20 protein-coding genes are annotated in these 17971 nt (G+C 60.6%); 15 read left to right on the top strand and 5 right to left on the bottom strand.

What is annotated here, in order from left to right; translation table 11 throughout:
• The first annotated feature begins 89 nt into the window (after positions 1–89).
• The 6 genes from AWU82_RS22325 (at position 90) to AWU82_RS22300 (ending at position 5399) form a co-directional block, all read left to right on the top strand.
• The gene (locus AWU82_RS22325) at positions 90–953 is read left to right on the top strand and encodes a YicC/YloC family endoribonuclease (RefSeq protein ID WP_011336560.1); all 864 of its coding nucleotides are present in this window, start codon (positions 90–92) and stop codon (positions 951–953) included.
• A gap of 12 nt (positions 954–965) precedes the next feature.
• Positions 966–1586 carry a guanylate kinase gene (gmk, locus tag AWU82_RS22320; RefSeq protein ID WP_011336561.1) on the top strand — a complete coding sequence of 207 codons (621 nt, stop codon included), beginning with the start codon at positions 966–968 and terminating at the stop codon, positions 1584–1586.
• 168 nt (positions 1587–1754) lie between these two features.
• A complete protein-coding gene (rpoZ, locus tag AWU82_RS22315) occupies positions 1755–2018 on the top strand; it encodes a DNA-directed RNA polymerase subunit omega (protein ID WP_003229503.1) in 264 nt (87 codons plus the stop codon).
• A 57-nt stretch (positions 2019–2075) separates the two neighbouring features.
• Positions 2076–4181, top strand: a complete 2106-nt coding sequence (spoT, locus tag AWU82_RS22310; protein WP_064379844.1) for a bifunctional GTP diphosphokinase/guanosine-3',5'-bis pyrophosphate 3'-pyrophosphohydrolase — start codon at positions 2076–2078, stop codon at positions 4179–4181.
• Positions 4182–4205: 24 nt separating this feature from the next.
• Positions 4206–4586 carry a deaminase RidA gene (gene ridA, locus AWU82_RS22305; protein WP_003229509.1) on the top strand — a complete coding sequence of 127 codons (381 nt, stop codon included), beginning with the start codon at positions 4206–4208 and terminating at the stop codon, positions 4584–4586.
• A gap of 72 nt (positions 4587–4658) precedes the next feature.
• The gene (locus tag AWU82_RS22300; RefSeq protein WP_064379843.1) at positions 4659–5399 is read left to right on the top strand and encodes a putative periplasmic lipoprotein; all 741 of its coding nucleotides are present in this window, start codon (positions 4659–4661) and stop codon (positions 5397–5399) included.
• 137 nt (positions 5400–5536) lie between these two features.
• On the opposite strand, the gene AWU82_RS22295 is transcribed toward AWU82_RS22300, so the two are convergent.
• Positions 5537–6394, bottom strand: coding sequence for an SDR family oxidoreductase (locus AWU82_RS22295; protein ID WP_064379841.1), 858 nt, complete (start codon positions 6392–6394; stop codon positions 5537–5539).
• Positions 6395–6582: 188 nt separating this feature from the next.
• On the opposite strand from AWU82_RS22295, the gene exbB reads away from it, so the two are divergent.
• From exbB to AWU82_RS22255, 8 genes are all read left to right on the top strand, one after another.
• Positions 6583–7536, top strand: a complete 954-nt coding sequence (gene exbB, locus AWU82_RS22290; RefSeq protein ID WP_064379839.1) for a tonB-system energizer ExbB — start codon at positions 6583–6585, stop codon at positions 7534–7536.
• Between the two features lie 6 nt (positions 7537–7542).
• A complete protein-coding gene (exbD, locus tag AWU82_RS22285) occupies positions 7543–7971 on the top strand; it encodes a TonB system transport protein ExbD (protein WP_064379836.1) in 429 nt (142 codons plus the stop codon).
• A complete protein-coding gene (locus tag AWU82_RS22280) occupies positions 7968–8714 on the top strand; it encodes a TonB family protein (RefSeq protein ID WP_064379833.1) in 747 nt (248 codons plus the stop codon). The genes exbD and AWU82_RS22280 overlap by 4 nt, the downstream gene beginning before the upstream one ends.
• A 175-nt stretch (positions 8715–8889) precedes the next feature.
• Positions 8890–9819, top strand: coding sequence for a hydrogen peroxide-inducible genes activator (locus AWU82_RS22275; RefSeq protein ID WP_064379831.1), 930 nt, complete (start codon positions 8890–8892; stop codon positions 9817–9819).
• Between the two features lie 9 nt (positions 9820–9828).
• Positions 9829–11904 carry an ATP-dependent DNA helicase RecG gene (gene recG, locus AWU82_RS22270; RefSeq protein WP_011336566.1) on the top strand — a complete coding sequence of 692 codons (2076 nt, stop codon included), beginning with the start codon at positions 9829–9831 and terminating at the stop codon, positions 11902–11904.
• A 79-nt stretch (positions 11905–11983) separates the two neighbouring features.
• On the top strand, positions 11984–13384 hold the full coding sequence (locus AWU82_RS22265) for an aminoacyl-tRNA deacylase and HDOD domain-containing protein (protein ID WP_039765182.1): 1401 nt from the start codon (positions 11984–11986) through the stop codon (positions 13382–13384).
• Positions 13385–13521: 137 nt separating this feature from the next.
• The gene (locus AWU82_RS22260; protein ID WP_039765180.1) at positions 13522–13779 is read left to right on the top strand and encodes a hypothetical protein; all 258 of its coding nucleotides are present in this window, start codon (positions 13522–13524) and stop codon (positions 13777–13779) included.
• Complete coding sequence (locus AWU82_RS22255; RefSeq protein ID WP_064379830.1) at positions 13776–14537, top strand: Fic/DOC family protein; 762 nt, start codon at positions 13776–13778, stop codon at positions 14535–14537. Before AWU82_RS22260 ends, AWU82_RS22255 begins: the two co-directional genes overlap by 4 nt.
• A 36-nt stretch (positions 14538–14573) precedes the next feature.
• Here the strand turns inward: AWU82_RS22255 and AWU82_RS22250 are convergent, their stop codons facing one another.
• Positions 14574–14957 carry an SCP2 sterol-binding domain-containing protein gene (locus AWU82_RS22250; protein WP_039765176.1) on the bottom strand — a complete coding sequence of 128 codons (384 nt, stop codon included), beginning with the start codon at positions 14955–14957 and terminating at the stop codon, positions 14574–14576.
• A gap of 436 nt (positions 14958–15393) precedes the next feature.
• Between AWU82_RS22250 and AWU82_RS22245 the strand changes: the two genes are divergently transcribed.
• Positions 15394–15753, top strand: a complete 360-nt coding sequence (locus AWU82_RS22245; protein WP_064379829.1) for a DUF6124 family protein — start codon at positions 15394–15396, stop codon at positions 15751–15753.
• Between the two features lie 58 nt (positions 15754–15811).
• On the opposite strand, the gene AWU82_RS22240 is transcribed toward AWU82_RS22245, so the two are convergent.
• The 3 genes from AWU82_RS22240 to AWU82_RS22230 are packed head-to-tail and all read right to left on the bottom strand — an operon-like array spanning position 15812 to position 17914.
• Positions 15812–16246 carry a hypothetical protein gene (locus tag AWU82_RS22240; protein WP_309295773.1) on the bottom strand — a complete coding sequence of 145 codons (435 nt, stop codon included), beginning with the start codon at positions 16244–16246 and terminating at the stop codon, positions 15812–15814.
• A 13-nt stretch (positions 16247–16259) separates the two neighbouring features.
• Positions 16260–16859 (bottom strand): lysozyme inhibitor LprI family protein, encoded by a 600-nt coding sequence (locus AWU82_RS22235; RefSeq protein WP_064379827.1) that lies wholly within the window; start codon positions 16857–16859, stop codon positions 16260–16262.
• The gene (locus AWU82_RS22230) at positions 16856–17914 is read right to left on the bottom strand and encodes a tetratricopeptide repeat protein (RefSeq protein ID WP_223290650.1); all 1059 of its coding nucleotides are present in this window, start codon (positions 17912–17914) and stop codon (positions 16856–16858) included. The genes AWU82_RS22235 and AWU82_RS22230 overlap by 4 nt, the downstream gene beginning before the upstream one ends.
• Between the last annotated feature and the right edge of the window lie 57 nt (positions 17915–17971).

The raw sequence follows: 17971 nt of genomic DNA, 5'->3' as shown, positions 1-17971 counted from the left end.
TGCGCCTTTGCTGCCAGTCGGCTTACATTCATTGAGATCGTCCGCGCGGAACGTCGTTTCTGCGCCGATCTGCATTGCGAGGTACCACCATGGTGCACAGCATGACCGCCTTCGCCCGCGTCGAAAAAGCCGGCGTCCAGGGCACCCTGAGCTGGGAACTGCGCTCGGTCAACAGCCGCTACCTGGAACCCCACCTGCGCCTGCCTGAGTCGTTCCGCGACCTCGAAGGCGCCGTCCGCGAAGCCCTCCGCCAGGGCCTGTCGCGCGGCAAACTGGAATGCACCCTGCGCTTCACCGAGGAAAGCACCGGCAAGCCGTTGCAGGTGGATCGCGAGCGCGCCGCGCAACTGGTCGCCGCGGCCGAAACGGTTGCCGGCCTGATCAAGAATCCGGCGGCGCTGAACCCGTTGGAAGTGTTGGCCTGGCCAGGCGTACTGGTCGCCGACGCCACCGACCCGCAGGCGCTGAACGCCGAGGCGCTAGCCTTGTTCAATCAGGCTCTGAAAGACCTCAAGGCCGGCCGCGAGCGCGAAGGCGCGGAGCTGGCCCGCCTGATCAACGATCGCCTGACCTCCATCGAAGAAGATGTGGTGACCCTGCGCGAACTGGTTCCGCAGATGCTCGCCACCCAGCGTCAGAAAGTCCTCGACCGCTTTGCCGACATGAAGGCCGAACTGGATCCGCAGCGCCTGGAACAGGAAATGGTCATCCTCGCGCAGAAGAGCGACGTGGCCGAAGAACTGGATCGCCTGAGCACCCACATCATTGAAGTTCGCCGGGTGCTGAAATCCGGCGGGGCCGCCGGCCGGCGCCTGGACTTCCTGATGCAGGAGCTCAACCGCGAAGCCAACACACTGGGCTCCAAGGCCTTCGACCCGCGCAGCACACAGGCAGCGGTCAACCTCAAGGTGTTGATCGAGCAGATGCGCGAACAAGTGCAGAATATTGAGTAAGGCTACCCCGACATGACCCACAGCACCGGCACCCTGTACATCATTTCCGCCCCTTCGGGTGCGGGCAAGAGCAGTCTGGTCAAGGCCCTGACCGACACCAATCCGGACATTCGCGTCTCGATTTCCCACACCACCCGCGCCATGCGCCCGGGTGAAGTGGACGGCGTGAACTATCACTTCGTGACCCGCGAAGAGTTCGTGAAGATGGGCGAGCACGGCGATTTTCTGGAACGCGCCGAAGTCTTCGGCAACTTCTACGGCACCTCGCAAAGCCGCCTGCAGCAGACCCTGGACGAAGGCCACGACCTGATTCTGGAAATCGACTGGCAAGGCGCCGAGCAAGTGCGCAAGCTGATGCCGCAGGCCCGTTCGATCTTCATCCTGCCGCCATCACTGCAGGCCCTGCACCAGCGCCTGACCAACCGTGGCCAGGACAGCGACGAGATCATCGATGGCCGGATGCGTGAAGCGGTCAGCGAAATGAGCCACTACGTCGAGTACGACTACCTGATCATCAACGACGATTTCGCCCATGCGCTGGACGATCTGAAGGCGATTTTCCGCGCCAATCAGTTGCAACAGAAACGTCAGCAAGTGCGTTTCGGCAAATTGCTGGCTGAATTGCTGGGCTGAAACAGCACTTCCCAAAACCGCTGCAAGGGCTTTACATTGGCACTTGCAGCGCGTTGAAGAGTCTGGTCAAAAAATCAGCGCTTCCCTAATCGCTGGTGATTTTTTAAACTGTTGAGTCCGCTCGCCCAACCGGGCAGCGCGCATATTGCATTCGCTCCGAGGAATACCATGGCCCGCGTAACCGTTGAAGACTGCCTAGAACACGTGGAAAACCGCTTTGAGCTGGTCATGCTCTCTACCAAGCGTGCCCGTCAACTGGCCACCGGCGGCAAAGAGCCCCTGGTTCAGTGGGAAAACGACAAACCGACCGTTGTTGCGCTGCGTGAAATCGCTGAAGGCCTGATGAGCTACGAGTTCATCGCCGAGCAGGAAATCGTCCACGAAGACCCTGTCTTCGCTGCGTTCGAGGACGAGTCCAACGAGGCCGTCTAAGCCTATGCCTGGTCGACGTAGCACGGCGCGGGATCACAGCTTGCGGCAGGAGACATCATGCCGAGCATAGACGCCCTCGCCGATCGCTTATCGACCTACCTCGGCAACGACCAGGTCAACCTGGTCCGCCGAGCGTATTTCTACGCCGAACAAGCCCACGACGGCCAACGCCGCCGCAGCGGCGAGGCGTACGTCACGCATCCTCTCGCCGTGGCTAACATTCTTGCCGACATGCACATGGACCATCAGAGCCTGATGGCCGCGATGCTGCATGACGTGATCGAAGACACCGGTATCGCCAAGGAAGCGCTGCAAGCGCAGTTCGGTGAAACCGTGGCCGAACTGGTCGACGGGGTCAGCAAACTGACCCAGATGAACTTCGAGACCAAGGCCGAAGCCCAGGCTGAAAACTTCCAGAAGATGGCGATGGCGATGGCACGCGACATTCGCGTGATCCTGGTCAAGCTCGCCGACCGCCTGCACAACATGCGCACGCTGGAAGTGCTGTCCGGCGAAAAACGCCGGCGCATCGCCAAGGAAACCCTCGAGATCTACGCACCCATCGCCAACCGGCTGGGCATGCACGCGATCCGCATCGAGTTCGAAGACCTCGGCTTCAAGGCGATGCACCCGATGCGTTCCGCGCGGATCTACCAGGCCGTCAAACGCGCCCGGGGCAACCGCAAGGAAATCGTCAACAAGATCGAAGAGTCCCTTGCCCACTGCCTCGCCATCGACGGCATCCAGGGCGAAGTCAGCGGTCGCCAGAAACACCTCTACGGCATCTACAAGAAAATGCGCGGCAAGCGTCGGGCCTTCAACGAGATCATGGACGTCTATGCGTTCCGGATCATCGTTGACAAGGTCGATACCTGCTACCGCGTGCTGGGTGCTGTACATAATTTGTACAAACCGTTGCCGGGGCGCTTCAAGGATTACATCGCGATCCCCAAGGCCAACGGCTATCAGTCACTGCACACCACGCTGTTCGGCATGCACGGTGTACCGATCGAAATCCAGATCCGCACCCGTGAAATGGAAGAGATGGCCAATAACGGCATCGCCGCTCATTGGCTGTACAAATCCAGCGGCGACGAGCAGCCGAAAGGCACTCATGCCCGGGCCCGTCAGTGGGTCAAAGGCGTGCTGGAAATGCAGCAACGTGCCGGCAATTCGCTGGAATTCATCGAGAGCGTGAAGATCGACCTGTTCCCGGACGAGGTCTACGTGTTCACGCCCAAGGGCCGGATCATGGAGCTGCCCAAAGGCTCCACGGCGGTCGACTTTGCCTACGCGGTGCACACCGACGTCGGCAATAGCTGCATCGCCTGTCGGATCAACCGTCGTCTCGCGCCGCTGTCCGAACCGCTGCAAAGCGGCTCCACGGTCGAGATCGTCAGCGCTCCCGGCGCACGGCCGAACCCGGCGTGGCTCAACTTCGTGGTCACCGGCAAGGCGCGCACTCACATCCGCCACGCACTGAAACTGCAACGCCGCTCCGAATCCATCAGCCTCGGCGAACGCCTGCTGAACAAGGTGCTCAATGGCTTCGACAGCGCGCTGGAACAGATTCCGGCCGAACGCGTGAAGGCAATGCTCACCGAGTACCGCCTCGAACTGATCGAAGACTTGCTGGAAGACATCGGCCTCGGCAATCGCATGGCCTACGTCGTGGCGCGCCGCCTGCTCGGCGAAGGCGAGCAACTGCCAAGCCCGGAAGGCCCGCTGGCGATTCGCGGCACCGAAGGCCTGGTCCTCAGCTACGCCAAATGTTGCACACCGATCCCGGGCGACCCGATTGTCGGTCACCTGTCGGCAGGCAAAGGCATGGTCGTGCACTTGGACAACTGCCGCAACATCAGCGAAATCCGCCACAACCCGGAAAAATGCATCCAGCTCTCGTGGGCCAAGGATGTCACCGGCGAATTCAACGTCGAGCTGCGCGTCGAGCTGGAACACCAGCGCGGCCTGATCGCCCTGCTGGCCAGCAGCGTCAACGCAGCCGACGGCAATATCGAGAAAATCAGCATGGACGAACGCGATGGCCGCATCAGCGTTGTCCAGTTGGTGGTCAGCGTCCACGACCGTGTGCACCTGGCCCGCGTGATCAAGAAACTGCGCGCCCTGACCGGGGTGATCCGCATCACCCGCATGCGTGCATAACTCAAACATTACAAGGAGTCATACATGACCAAGACCGTTATCACCAGCGACAAGGCCCCGGCCGCCATCGGTACTTACTCCCAGGCGATCAAGGCCGGTAACACCGTTTACATGTCGGGTCAGATTCCCCTCGATCCAAAAACCATGGAACTGGTCGAAGGCTTCGAAGCCCAGACCGTCCAGGTGTTCGAGAACCTGAAAGCCGTGGCCGAAGCCGCCGGTGGTTCGTTCAAGGACATCGTCAAGCTGAACATCTTCCTCACCGACCTGAGCCACTTCGCCAAGGTCAACGAGATCATGGGCAAGTACTTCGACCAGCCGTACCCGGCCCGCGCCGCCATCGGCGTGGCAGCCCTGCCAAAGGGTTCGCAGGTTGAAATGGATGCCATTCTGGTCATCGAGTAATGCGCACGGCGCGGCCCTAGACGCCGCGCCGACTGCTCTGCGGTAAAGAAAAGGTTTTGAAAGGATTCCACCATGCGCAAAGCGCTTGCTCTCTCGCTGCTCGCCATTTTCCTCGGCGGTTGCGCCAGCAACCCTGCCGACCGTGACATCAGCGGCACCTGGATCAATCAGGTCGCCATCGATGCCGCTGCCAAGGGCGGCCCCCTGCGCGAAGCGCTTCAGGCTTACGGCCCGAACCTGGAGTGGGACGTCAACACCAAGGCCGGTCAGGCCCGCTACACCAACGGTTTCGAAAACGTCGAAGGTCGCTTGCTCGGCGAACAGGCCGGTGCCTGGAAGGTCGACTTCTATGGCAGCTCCGCCAGCGAGCTGAAACGTGACGGCGGTCAACTGCGACAAGCCGCCAACGAAAACGAACCGGAACAGGTCTTCGACCGCGCACAGATTCCGGTTCCGGAAGGCGCACCGATCGGCGCCAGCTTCGAACGCGCGCTGTATTCCGCTTATCTGGGCGGCAACTGGACGATCACCAGCGGCCAGGGCGAAGGCGCCACCGTGCAATTCCAGGCGGACGGGCAAGTCTCCGGCCTGCCGGGTGCCGATCGTTATGCGCTGTGCCTCGCAGGCGATTGCGCGTCGATGAGCAGCGGCAACGACAGCATGTGGTTGCAGCAGAACGGTCAGGGCAACAACTGGATCTTTGTGCGCAAGGGCAAAGAGCTGGAAATCCTGCAGGCCGTGAACACGGCGCTGGCGGACGAACAACCGCAGTTCACCCCGGGTGAGCGCAAGTGGTTGCTCGAGAAGCAGTAACTGCACCTGAGAACAGCATATAACCCTGTGGGAGCGGGCTTGCCCGCGATGAGGCCATAGCATTCAACATTTATGCTGACTGTTATGCCACCATCGCGAGCAAGCTCGCTCCCACGGTTATTTGTTGCGCTTGAAATTCAGCACTTGCCCTCAAGAATCGCGGCATACCCCTCGCGATAACTCGGATACTTCGGCACCCAACCCAAGGCTTTCGCCCGGGCATTGCTGCAGCGCTTGCTGCCGGTGCGACGTACGCTCTCGTCTTCCGACCATTCGGTGACATCCAGATAATCACGCAGCCACGCCACCACCTCGGCCAGCGGCGCCGGCGCATCGTCCACGCCGATGTAAACGTTATCCAGTTCCACACCCTTGCAATCCGCGTCCAGCAAGAACGCCATCAACCCCGCCGCGTCATCGGCATGGATGCGATTGCCATACAGCGGCGGATCGACCGCCACGCGATAGCCACGACGCACCTGGGTCAGCAGCCATTCACGGCCGGGGCCGTAAATGCCGGTCAGGCGCACGATGCTTGCGGGAATGCCAGAGTTGAGCGCAACCTGCTCGGCTTCCAGCATCACCCGCCCGGAATAACCAGCGGCGACGGTTTCGGATTTTTCATCGACCCATTCGCCGTTCTGCTGCCCATAAACACTGCTGCTGGAAACGAACAGCAGCCGCTCCGGCTCCTGCCCGTAATCGTTCAGCCAGCCCAGCACATGCTGCAAACCCTGCACATAAGCCGCGCGATATCCGGCCTCATCGTGATCGGTCGCCGCCGCGCTATACACCAGGTAATCGATGGCACCCACCGGCCAGGTCGCCGGGCAATCCTCGTTGAACAAGTCACCAGCGACACCGATAACGCCGTCCGGCAAACGCGAAACATCCCGGCGCAGGCCGTAGACCTGGAAGCCGGCAGCCAGCAATTGCGTGGCCAGACGGCTGCCGACATCACCGCAACCGGCGATCAAAACAGAAGGCGCGGACATCAAAAATCTCCCATCGGAAAGCTACAGACTAGCCTCGGCAAGGGACGAGCGGCTAGCAATGAAGGAAAAAAAGCAACTCTATTACTTTTGTTAACAAGAATTACTTGCAATAATGCATGCCACTTTTGTTCTCGGCCTCACGAGGCCTGGAAGAGCATCACCGTTTTTCTATCTCAGGTCCGGCCAGCATGACACGCATTCAAAACTCCGCTTCGCCAACCAACCGACCTCGCGCCTGGAGCGCCGTGGCTGCCCTGCTGCTCAGCCTGATGCTGGCGCCGGTCGCCGCCTTCGCTGACGCACAAGCCCCGGCCGCACCAGCCGCCACCGAGCAGAGCGCTCCGGCCGCCGCACCTGCCGCGACCGACCCGGTGCAGGCCGTAGACGCCAGCGCCGCCGACGCACCGGAAGCCCTCGAAGCCGACAACACTCTGGGCATGGCCCACGATCTGTCGCCATGGGGTATGTACCAGAACGCCGACGTGATCGTTAAAGCCGTGATGATCGGCCTGGCCATCGCCTCGATCATCACCTGGACCATCTGGATCGCCAAGGGTTTCGAACTGATGGGCGCCAAACGCCGCCTGCGCGGTGAGATCGCCAACCTGAAAAAAGCCGCCTCCCTCAAGGAAGCCAGCGCCACCGCCGCGAAAGAAGGCACCCTGGCCAACCTGCTGGTACACGACGCCCTCGAAGAAATGCGCCTGTCGGCCAACGCCCGCGAGAAAGAAGGCATCAAGGAACGCGTCAGCTTCCGCCTCGAGCGTCTGGTTGCAGCCTGTGGCCGCAACATGAGCAGCGGCACCGGCGTCCTCGCCACCATCGGCTCCACCGCGCCGTTCGTCGGTCTGTTCGGTACCGTGTGGGGCATCATGAACAGCTTCATCGGCATCGCCAAAACCCAGACCACCAACCTTGCCGTCGTAGCACCGGGTATCGCTGAAGCGCTGCTGGCTACCGCACTGGGTCTGGTGGCCGCGATTCCTGCCGTGGTCATCTACAACGTCTTCGCCCGCTCCATCGCCGGTTACAAGGCTCAGGTGTCCGATGCGTCGGCTCAGGTGCTGCTGCTGGTCAGCCGCGACCTCGACCACCAGCCTGAGCGCAGCAGCTCGCATCCGCACATGGTGAAAGTGGGGTAATCGGCCATGGGCCTGCATTTGAAAGAAGGCGCAGACGACGATCTGGCCGAGAACCACGAAATCAACGTCACGCCGTTCATCGACGTGATGCTGGTGCTGTTGATCATCTTCATGGTCGCCGCTCCGCTGGCCACCGTGGACATCAAGGTGGACCTTCCCGCCTCGACCGCCAAACCGGCGCCGCGGCCGGAGAAACCGGTGTTTCTCAGCGTGAAGGCAGACCAGCGCCTGTTCATTGGCGATGACGAAGTGAAAGCCGAAACCCTCGGCGCCGCACTCGACGCCAAGACCCAGGGCAAGAAAGACACGACGATCTTTTTCCAGGCCGACAAAGGCGTGGATTACGGCGATCTGATGAGCGTGATGGATAACCTGCGCGCCGCCGGTTACCTGAAGGTCGGTCTGGTCGGACTCGAGAGCGCAGTCAAGAAATGATCACGACGCGCCATAAGCTGACGCGTTACAGCGGTAGCCTGGCCGTGGTGCTGGGTGTTCACGCGCTGGCCATCGCGCTGGCGCTGAACTGGAACGTCCGCCCGCCCATCGAATTGCCGCCGCAGGCAATGATGGTCGAGCTGGCGCCGGTTCCGGCCCCGCCACCGCCCGCACCGCCGAAAGTCGTCACGCCACCGCAGCCACCGGCTCCGGTTGAGGAACTGCCGATCCCGAAACTGGCCGAAGCGCCGAAAGCCGAGATCGCGGTGCAGAAACCGAAGCCCAAGCCGAAACCCAAACCGCCGAAGCCGATCGAGAAGAAACTGCCCGATCCGCCGAAGGAGAAACCGTCCGAAGAGAAGCCGGCCGATACCCAGCCGACTCAGGCCCCGACGGAGAAATCCGCCCAGCCTGCACCGGGCCCGTCGCCTGCACAATTGGCCGCCAAGGCCAGCTGGCAAGGCACCCTGCTCGCGCATCTGGCCAAGTACAAGAAGTACCCGGCCAGCGCTCAGGCACGGGGCAAGGAAGGCTTGAACCGGTTGCGCTTCGTGGTCGATGGCGAAGGCAACGTGCTGTCGTTCGAACTGGTGGGCCGCTCCGGCAACGCCGATCTGGACCGGGCCACCCTGGACATGATCCGCCGCGCCCAACCGCTGCCCAAGCCACCGGCCGACATGTTGACCAATGGCTCGATCGAAATTGTTGCGCCGTTTGTTTACTCGCTGGAACGCCGCCGCTGATCTGCACTGGCAGAACACGGCTCGATCCCGCCCAAAAGGCACCGAAAGGTGCCTTTGTCATATCTGCAAACGGCAAACCGGCATTGCCCGGTGTCGCATTCATCACTCAGTCTGATAACGTGCGTCTATCGATTGCAGCCGGTATGCTTGGCCCGCATCTTCATGGACGCTTGCTATGACTCTCACAGAATTACGCTACATCGTTACCCTCGCCCAAGAGCAGCATTTCGGCCACGCGGCCGAGCGTTGCCACGTCAGCCAGCCGACCCTGTCGGTGGGCGTGAAAAAGCTTGAAGACGAACTCGGTGTGCTGATTTTCGAGCGCAGCAAAAGCGCCGTGCGTCTGACCCCGGTCGGTGAAGGCATCGTCGCCCAGGCGCAGAAAGTGCTGGAGCAGGCCCAGGGCATCCGCGAACTGGCGCAGGCCGGCAAGAACCAGTTGACCGCCCCGCTGAAAGTCGGCGCGATCTACACCGTCGGCCCGTACCTGTTTCCGCATCTGATTCCACAACTGCACCGGGTCGCCCCGCAGATGCCGTTGTACATCGAAGAAAACTTCACTCACGTGCTGCGCGACAAACTACGCAACGGCGAGCTGGACGCGATCATCATCGCCCTGCCGTTCAACGAAGCCGACGTGCTGACCCTGCCACTCTACGACGAGCCGTTCTACGTCCTGATGCCGGCCCAGCACCCGTGGACCCAGAAAGAATCCATCGACGCCGCCCTGCTCAACGACAAGAGCCTGCTGCTGCTCGGCGAGGGTCACTGCTTCCGCGATCAGGTGCTGGAGGCCTGCCCGACCCTGACCAAAGGCAACGACGGCGCCAAACACACCACGGTCGAATCCAGCTCGCTGGAAACCATTCGCCACATGGTCGCGTCCGGCCTGGGCATCTCGATCCTGCCGCTGTCGGCGGTGGACAGTCACCACTACGCCCCCGGCGTGATCGAAGTGCGCCCGCTGTCGGCACCGGTGCCGTTCCGCACCGTGGCCATCGCCTGGCGCGCGAGCTTCCCACGGCCGAAAGCCATCGAGATCCTCGCCGACTCCATTCGCCTGTGCTCGGTCGCCAAGCCTGCCGCGCCGGTCACGGCCGGTTAAGCCAGCGTCATGACGGAGCTGTCGCAGGTGTCGGTCACCGCACTCAAGGGTGTCGGTGAAGCCATGGCCGAGAAACTGGCCAAGGTCGGTCTGGAAAACCTCCAGGACGTGCTGTTCCACCTGCCACTGCGTTATCAGGATCGCACCCGCGTGGTGCCGATCGGCGCGTTGCGGCCGGGGCAGGACGCCGTGGTCGAAGGCACCGTCAGCGGCGCCGACGTGGTCATGGGCCGGCGCCGCAGCCTCGTCGTGCGCTTGCAGGACGGCACCGGCGGCCTGAGCCTGCGCTTCTACCACTTCAGCAACGCGCAAAAAGAAGGCCTCAAGCGCGGCACGCGGATTCGCTGCTACGGCGAAGCCCGGCCCGGCGCCTCGGGGCTGGAGATCTACCACCCGGAATACCGCGCCATCAACGGCGACGAACCGCCGCCGGTGGATGAAACCCTGACCCCGGTCTACCCGCTGACCGAAGGCCTGACCCAGGCGCGTCTGCGTCAGTTGTGCATGCAGACCCTGACCCTGCTCAAACCGGCCACCCTGCCCGACTGGCTGCCGACCGAACTGGCCCGCGACTATCAACTGGCGCCGCTGGCCGATGCGATCCGCTACCTGCACAACCCGCCCGCTGATGCCGACGTCGATGAACTCGCCCTCGGTCATCACTGGGCCCAGCATCGCCTGGCCTTCGAAGAACTGCTGACTCACCAGCTATCGCAGCAACGCCTGCGCGAGAGCATGCGCTCCTTGCGTGCGCCAGCGATGCCGAAAGCCACCAAACTGCCGGCGAAATACCTGGCCAACCTCGGCTTCAACCCGACCGGCGCTCAGCAACGGGTCGGCAACGAAATCGCCTACGACCTCAGTCAGCACGAACCGATGCTGCGACTGATTCAGGGCGACGTCGGCGCGGGCAAAACCGTGGTCGCCGCCCTCGCCGCGCTGCAAGCGCTGGAGGCGGGTTATCAGGTCGCGTTGATGGCGCCGACCGAGATCCTCGCCGAGCAGCACTTCATCACCTTCAAGCGCTGGCTCGAACCGCTGGGCATCGACGTGGCGTGGCTGGCCGGCAAGCTCAAGGGCAAGAACCGCGTCGCCGCGCTGGAGCAGATCGCCAGCGGCACACCGATGGTGGTCGGCACCCACGCGCTGTTCCAGGATGAAGTGCAGTTCAAGAACCTCGCGCTGGTGATCATCGACGAACAGCACCGCTTCGGCGTGCAGCAACGTCTGGCGCTGCGGCAGAAAGGCGTCGGCGGGCGCATGTGCCCGCATCAACTGATCATGACCGCCACGCCGATTCCCCGGACGCTGGCGATGAGCGCCTACGCCGACCTCGACACCTCGATCCTCGACGAATTGCCGCCCGGCCGAACCCCGGTCAACACCGTGCTGGTCACCGACACGCGTCGCGTCGAAGTCATCGAGCGGGTGCGCAGCGCCTGCGCCGAAGGTCGTCAGGCCTATTGGGTGTGCACGCTGATCGAAGAGTCCGAAGAGCTGACCTGCCAGGCCGCCGAAACCACTTTCGAAGACCTGACCGCCGCCCTCGGCGAGTTGAAAGTCGGGCTGATCCACGGCCGCATGAAACCTGCCGAAAAAGCCGCCGTCATGGCCGAATTCAAGGCCGGCAACCTGCAACTGCTGGTCGCCACCACCGTGATCGAAGTCGGCGTCGACGTACCCAACGCCAGCCTGATGATCATCGAGAACCCTGAGCGTCTCGGCCTTGCGCAACTGCACCAGTTGCGCGGTCGCGTCGGCCGGGGCAGCGCGGTCAGCCATTGCGTGCTGCTCTACCATCCGCCGCTGTCACAGATCGGCCGCCAGCGCCTGGGCATCATGCGCGAGACCAACGACGGCTTCGTCATCGCCGAAAAAGACCTCGAACTGCGCGGCCCCGGCGAAATGCTCGGCACCCGCCAGACCGGCCTGCTGCAATTCAAGGTCGCCGACCTGATGCGCGACGCCGATCTGCTGCCCGCCGTGCGCGATGCCGCACAGGCCTTGCTCGAGCGCTGGCCCACCCACGTCAGCCCGTTGCTCGACCGCTGGCTGCGACACGGGCAGCAATACGGCCAAGTGTGAGCACCGTCGCAGTTTCTGACAGCTCGTTCCAACCAAGCTGGTTATACTCCTGCAATTGTTTCAAAAACGGATACAGACCATGACCGAAGCTGCTCTCGCCCCCGAATCACCGCACGCTCCGTCTGTTATTCGGCTGCTGCTCAACAAGCTGGGCGTCGCCTACGAAGAAGTGCTCGACCACCACGGCCTCAATGCCTCGCGCAAAGTGCAGGCGGTGTTGCTGGACGACGCGGTCGGTGCGCTGATGGTGCTGTTTCCACAGAGCCAGTTGCTGGATCTCAACCGCCTCGCCGAACTGACGGGCCGTCGCCTGACCGCCGTGTCCACCGAGCGCCTGGAAAAGATGCTCGGCAAACACAGCCTGAGCCTGCTGCCGGGCCTGCCGGCGCTGACCAGCTCGCCGTGCCTCTACGAAGAAGGCCTGCTGCGCGAGCCGAAGTTGCTGATCAACTCCGGCGAGCCGGGTCTGCTGCTGGAAATCGCCAGCGAAGACTTCAAGACCATGCTGACCAAGGCCAGCGCCGCCAACTTCGGCGAAGCCCTGAGCAGCATCCGCCCGAACCTCGACCGCCCGGACGATGACCGCGAGGAAATCACCCAGGCCGTGCAGGCGTTCACCGCGCGGCGCATCCAGCAGCGTCTGGAAGCGACCATCGAGATTCCGCCGCTGGCCGAAACCGCGCAAAAAATCATCAAGCTGCGCGTAGACCCGAACGCCACCATCGACGACATCACCGGCGTGGTCGAAACCGACCCGGCGCTGGCCGCGCAAGTGGTGAGCTGGGCGGCATCGCCGTACTACGCCTCGCCGGGCAAGATCCGTTCGGTGGAAGACGCGATCGTGCGCGTGCTGGGCTTCGATCTGGTGATCAACCTGGCGCTGGGCCTGGCCCTCGGCAAGACCCTGAGCCTGCCCAAGGATCACCCGCAGCACACCACGCCGTACTGGCAGCAGTCGATCTACACCGCCGCCGTCATCGAAGGCCTGACCCGCGCCATGCCGCGCGCCCAGCGCCCGGAATCCGGCCTGACCTACCTCGCCGGCCTGCTGCACAACTTCGGCTACCTGCTACTGGCCCACGTGTTCCCGCCGCACTTCTCGCTGATCTGTCGCCACCTGGAGGTCAACCCGCACCTGTGCCACAGCTATGTCGAGCAACACCTGCTGGGCATCAGCCGCGAACAGATCGGCTCCTGGCTGATGCGCTACTGGGACATGCCGGACGAACTGGCCACCGCCCTGCGCTTCCAGCACGACCCGAACTACGACGGCGCCTACGCCGAATACCCGAACCTCGTCTGCCTGGCCGTGCGCCTGCTGCGCAGCCGCGGGATCGGCTCCGGCCCGGATGAAGATATTCCGGATGCGCTGCTGGAGCGTGTTGGTTTGACTCGCGACAAGGCCAATGATGTGGTCAGCAAAGTGCTTGAGGCGGAAGTGTTGCTGCGGGAACTGGCTTCGCAGTTCAGCCAGGCTTAAAGCATTCTTCGGAACGTCAACCAGGGCCTGTCTTGATTGCAGATAGGGCCCTGGCTCCACAGATTTCGGCCACTTTGCCAGCAACGACAGCAAACAAGCGCCCTGCTATGATTTGACGGCATTCAGAGGAATTTCCGATGACCCAAACAGATGCTGTCAGCGTTGCAAGCGAAGTGCGCAAGCTTGCCAAAGACAACAAGGTTACAGCCAGTCGTGACGGCATGAGTCGTATGGCCGTGGGGATTACCCGCTTGTCTGGCGATGTCGTCGAGCTGGATGGCATCGAACAGTTGCTCGTCAATCTCAAGCGAAAAGGCGTTCTGAGCAAATCTGAAATCCTGGCGCTCCAAGGGCGCTATCTTCAGGAAAGGCGTGCACAGAAACGTAGCGCATGACTTTTGATCCATTCGGCGACTTCGAAACGGCTGGATATCTTCAAAACTCGCTGCAACTGAAAGATCCCGTCGAAGTAAAAGAGTCAGAGCATCTTTCGTTCGAATTGAGTATCGAAGAGGCGCTTGCCTATCTGGCCAAGAAAAAGCCAATCGATTACCAGACTGTACTCAAGGTTCACGAGATCCTGTTCTCAGGCTTCTATCACTGGGCAGGAAAAGACCGGAACGAGCTCGTCCCCCATCTGGCGGTCTTCAAGGGCTCTTTCGACGACCCTCGCAGCACAGTCTTCGAGCGCCCGGACTCCATCAAAATGTCTGTCGACTATGCACTCAAGCTCGCATCAGACAAAAAACGCTTCAGAGACCATCCCGGTGGAGTGATGGGCCAACTGGCTTTCGCACACCCCTTCCTGGACGGCAATGGACGCGCGATTCTATTGGTCTTCATGGAACTCTGTTATCGAGCCGGGTTCGCCATCGACTGGTCAAGAACAAACAAAGACGACTACTTGCGGGCCCTCAGCGACGAGATCCGAGAGCCGCGCGAAAGGCATCTCGATAACTACCTCAACCCGTTCGTAGTCGATATATCCAGTCGTGACGAATGGCCAGAGACCATTAGTGGCATCCGAGGCTTGGATGGCCTGGACAAGGAAGACATCACTTACGAAAACCTGGACAACCCGCAAGTCCAGCAGATCTACAAGACATACCGGGCCCAGCCCCTGGACGCCGAGCCTCCCGAGCCCGAAAGCTGAAGAGGCAGGCCCGTCCCGACAAGCTGCCTGAAAGCCCTATGACTTCGGCTTGGCCTTCCGCGGCTTCAAATACTTCATCAACCCCTGAAACCACATCACCAGCGCCGGATTCCCCTTGAGCTGGATCGACTTGTCCTGAATCCCCTGCATGAATGCCAACTGCTTGTTCTTGGCCTGCATCGTGGCAAACCCGAACGCCGCGTCTTTAAAGGCAATCGCAAACGCCGGCTCCGCCACCACCCCGGACTTGCTGGTAATGCGCTGATCCTTCACCACGAAATGCCGCGCCACTTTCCCGTCCAGAGTCTGTAGCTGAAACACCAGATCCTTGTCACCCAACTGCTGCTGGAACGCAGGATTTGTCCGACTGGCCTTACCCATCAACAGACCCAGCATCCACAGAAGAAAACGAAATTTCATGCGCACAGCCTCAAAAGGAAAATGAACGGCTGGGGGAGTGTAAGGGATTCGGACGGATTCGCCACTATCCTGGATTGATAGAAGACGATGTAGCGCTTTTCCTGCCAGATGACTACCAAGTCATGAATTCCAACCCCCGAACCCGATCGTTCCCACGCTCCGCGTGGGAATGCATCCCGTGACGCTCCGCGTCACACCATCCCCCCCGTCCTACACCTGAAGAAACACATTCCTGTAGGAGCCGCCGAAGGCTGTGGTTTCTTGTTCCTCTACCTCGCAAATCCTTGGGAAATGTCCTTCAAACTGCGGTGCTGTCCATGAACTAGGCAGGCTGGACCATCGTCGATAGCCTCTGTGTGTCACCGCAAAATCGGTGACCGGATGTGCAAGTCCGAAAACCGGAGCAAATCTTTCCAACTCAAAAGGATTTACACCGATGATCGACCCAACCTTCACTGACGAAGAAGTTTCCCCTTACGAATTCCCAGACTCGAAGAAACTCCACGAAGCCGCCGAACGCGCCCTCGACCACCATTTCAAACCCAGCGCCCCACGCCCAAAACGCCTGGGTGGCCTGTTCGCCCTCTGCCCCAACGCCGACGCCGAAGCCCTCATGGCCAACGCCTCCGAAGACCTCCTGTCCATCAGCGCCTTCGCCGCCAACCTGGCCGACGACCTCGACGGCCCCCGCCGCTCGATGGCACTGGGCCTGAGCAGAATGGCGGACGGCGTGCGGTTGATGGTGGAAGGCACGCTCGATCACATTGAGTTTCGGGAGTATCAGGCCAAGCCGTAGCTGAATCGCGGGCGGAAAAAAGGGGACGATGAGTCCCCTTTTCCAACTGACCAATTCCTCACCACTGACAGCCCGTCTCCGATGAGAAATCCATACTGAAATCGTGTTCGAAGGAGTACTTCTTCCCGGTTTTGTAGTTCGTATAAGTCATGCCATAGACCCGGGCACCCTGACTCACCATTTCATACTCACCCGTCAGCGCGCCCTCCGATACCTCAACCCAAGTCGTAGTGAACTGATACGGACGATCCTCTGCCAGAATTTCTTGCTCGGTATTCCGATACACCAGAGAAATGGCCTTCTTTGACTTGCTGTACCTGACAGCCGCTCCGCTCCATTTGGAGAAGGAGTCGTAATAAGTTCTGAGTTCGAAATTGATGCTTTTGGCGCTTTCTTGCGAACGGAAGCAATAAATCTCCGTCGAGACCTCACTGTGCGCCGCCATAGGAAAGAGAACAAACAGTGCAGCAGATAAAACTCGCAGTGACTTCAATCTGATCATTCCTTCAACGATTCAGAGGCAACTGAAAACGCATTCGCACTGCGCAGTTAGCGATGTCCTCCCGGAACACGCGCTCACTCATTTCACAGTGCCCATCGACGTATTGCCGCCACAACGGATCATCGAAGTTGTCACCCCCCAATCGCTCCATCGAAGCCACCAGACCTTTTTCTCGATCCTGCCCCGCCATGGCCGATGCAGCTTTATAAAAACCGTCCAGGGGTAACCCAGTCTGCAGAGCAACCAATTCCCCCAACCGGGCATTGGTTGTTTGCACCAGGCACCCAAGCTTTTCGATGGGCGCCTCTGCACCGGGCAAGGCCGACTGATAAATATCCTCGCAATACGCCTCTTTGAAGCTCACCCACTTCTTTTGCACGTCAGTCAGTTGCTTCTTGTCGGCGGGCGCCAGACTGACCAGCGCTTTCTTGTATTGCTCATTCAACACTGCGTCGACTTTCTTGAAAGTCTGCTGACCGCAAATGACCAAATCGGGATTGGAAAAGCTGTCGGGATTGCAGGTTTCCTGGGCATGCGCAGGAACCAGCAAAGCAGTCAAAGAAACACCTGCGATCAGCCCAAAGAACGCCTTGAGTTTGATCATGATCCGGATACTCCGGCACTGCGCTCAGCAACCCGAGCGGGAATCTTCGAAGCCTTTCCCGCGTCCGACATACGCGATGCATATTGTTTGTACGCCGGCACCGCCCGCTCTTTATTGTTCATGGCCCAATAGCTATCTGCGAGATTCAGGTAAGCCACCGTCCGTTCCGGGTTGTGGGCAATCACCGCATTCAGCAACTGGACAGACTCCGTGTAGTAACCTGCCTCGCCCAGCAGAAAACCGACGTCGTTGGACCAACCAGGCTGCTGCGAGAAGAAGTACTTTCCGACGATATAACTTTCCGGAGAGCACGCGCCATGCGCATCATTTCCCATCAACATATTACCCATCACCTCCTTGAACGAGCTGCTGTCGCCCTTTCGATAGGCTGCCAGCGCTTTATCCAGCAGGTCAGCCGAACCAACTGTCATCAGTTTTTTATAACCGCCCTGAGGGCTGCCAACGTTTGCAGCCCGCAACTTTTTAAGCGCTTCGAGGCCGTTGAATGAAGCCAAAGTGGTTGGGCCAAGCGTCTCAATCGGCAGCTCCGCGATGCTCACAAGCGAGCGATCGCAGGAGTCGTTATTGACCACTTTCAGCAAACTTTTCAGCTCGAACTGCTTTGAGCCTTTATTGAAGGTGAACAAAAGATTGAAGTTATAAACAGCGTTGTCTTCTTCGTTGGTCACCAGCGCAATGTAGTCCCCCGCCTCAACGAACCGCTGCTTGACCAGAACCTCTTCCTCTTGTGGATCCACAACCGTCATGGCTCCAGGCCGGCCGTTGAAAACCCGCACGCTAAAACTATCCAGAAGATCAGACGAGTACTGACTCTTCGTAAGAGGCAAAGCCTTGGACGTATCGAGCAATATATCCTCATTGCGCCCTTGAACCGGCGCGATCAACAACCGGTTGGATGCCTCGTCCGCGCCTCCCGCCAGAACGAACACGTTTTGCCGTGATCCATCACCCAGCAGGCTTGCCGGGATTTCCTTGAGGACTTGGGGTGCAGCGAGCGCGTGTGGTGTGAAAGCCACGGACGTGGCAATGGCCAAGAGGCCACCGAGTAGAATTGAACATCCTTTCACGCTGTAACTCCGTTCGGTCTTCGC

The sequence above is a fragment of the Pseudomonas glycinae genome (assembly GCF_001594225.2).
Classification (GTDB): Bacteria; Pseudomonadota; Gammaproteobacteria; order Pseudomonadales; family Pseudomonadaceae; genus Aquipseudomonas; species Aquipseudomonas glycinae.
The sequence above is the reverse complement of the archived record's forward strand: the minus strand, read 5'-3'. Positions and strand labels throughout refer to the sequence as shown.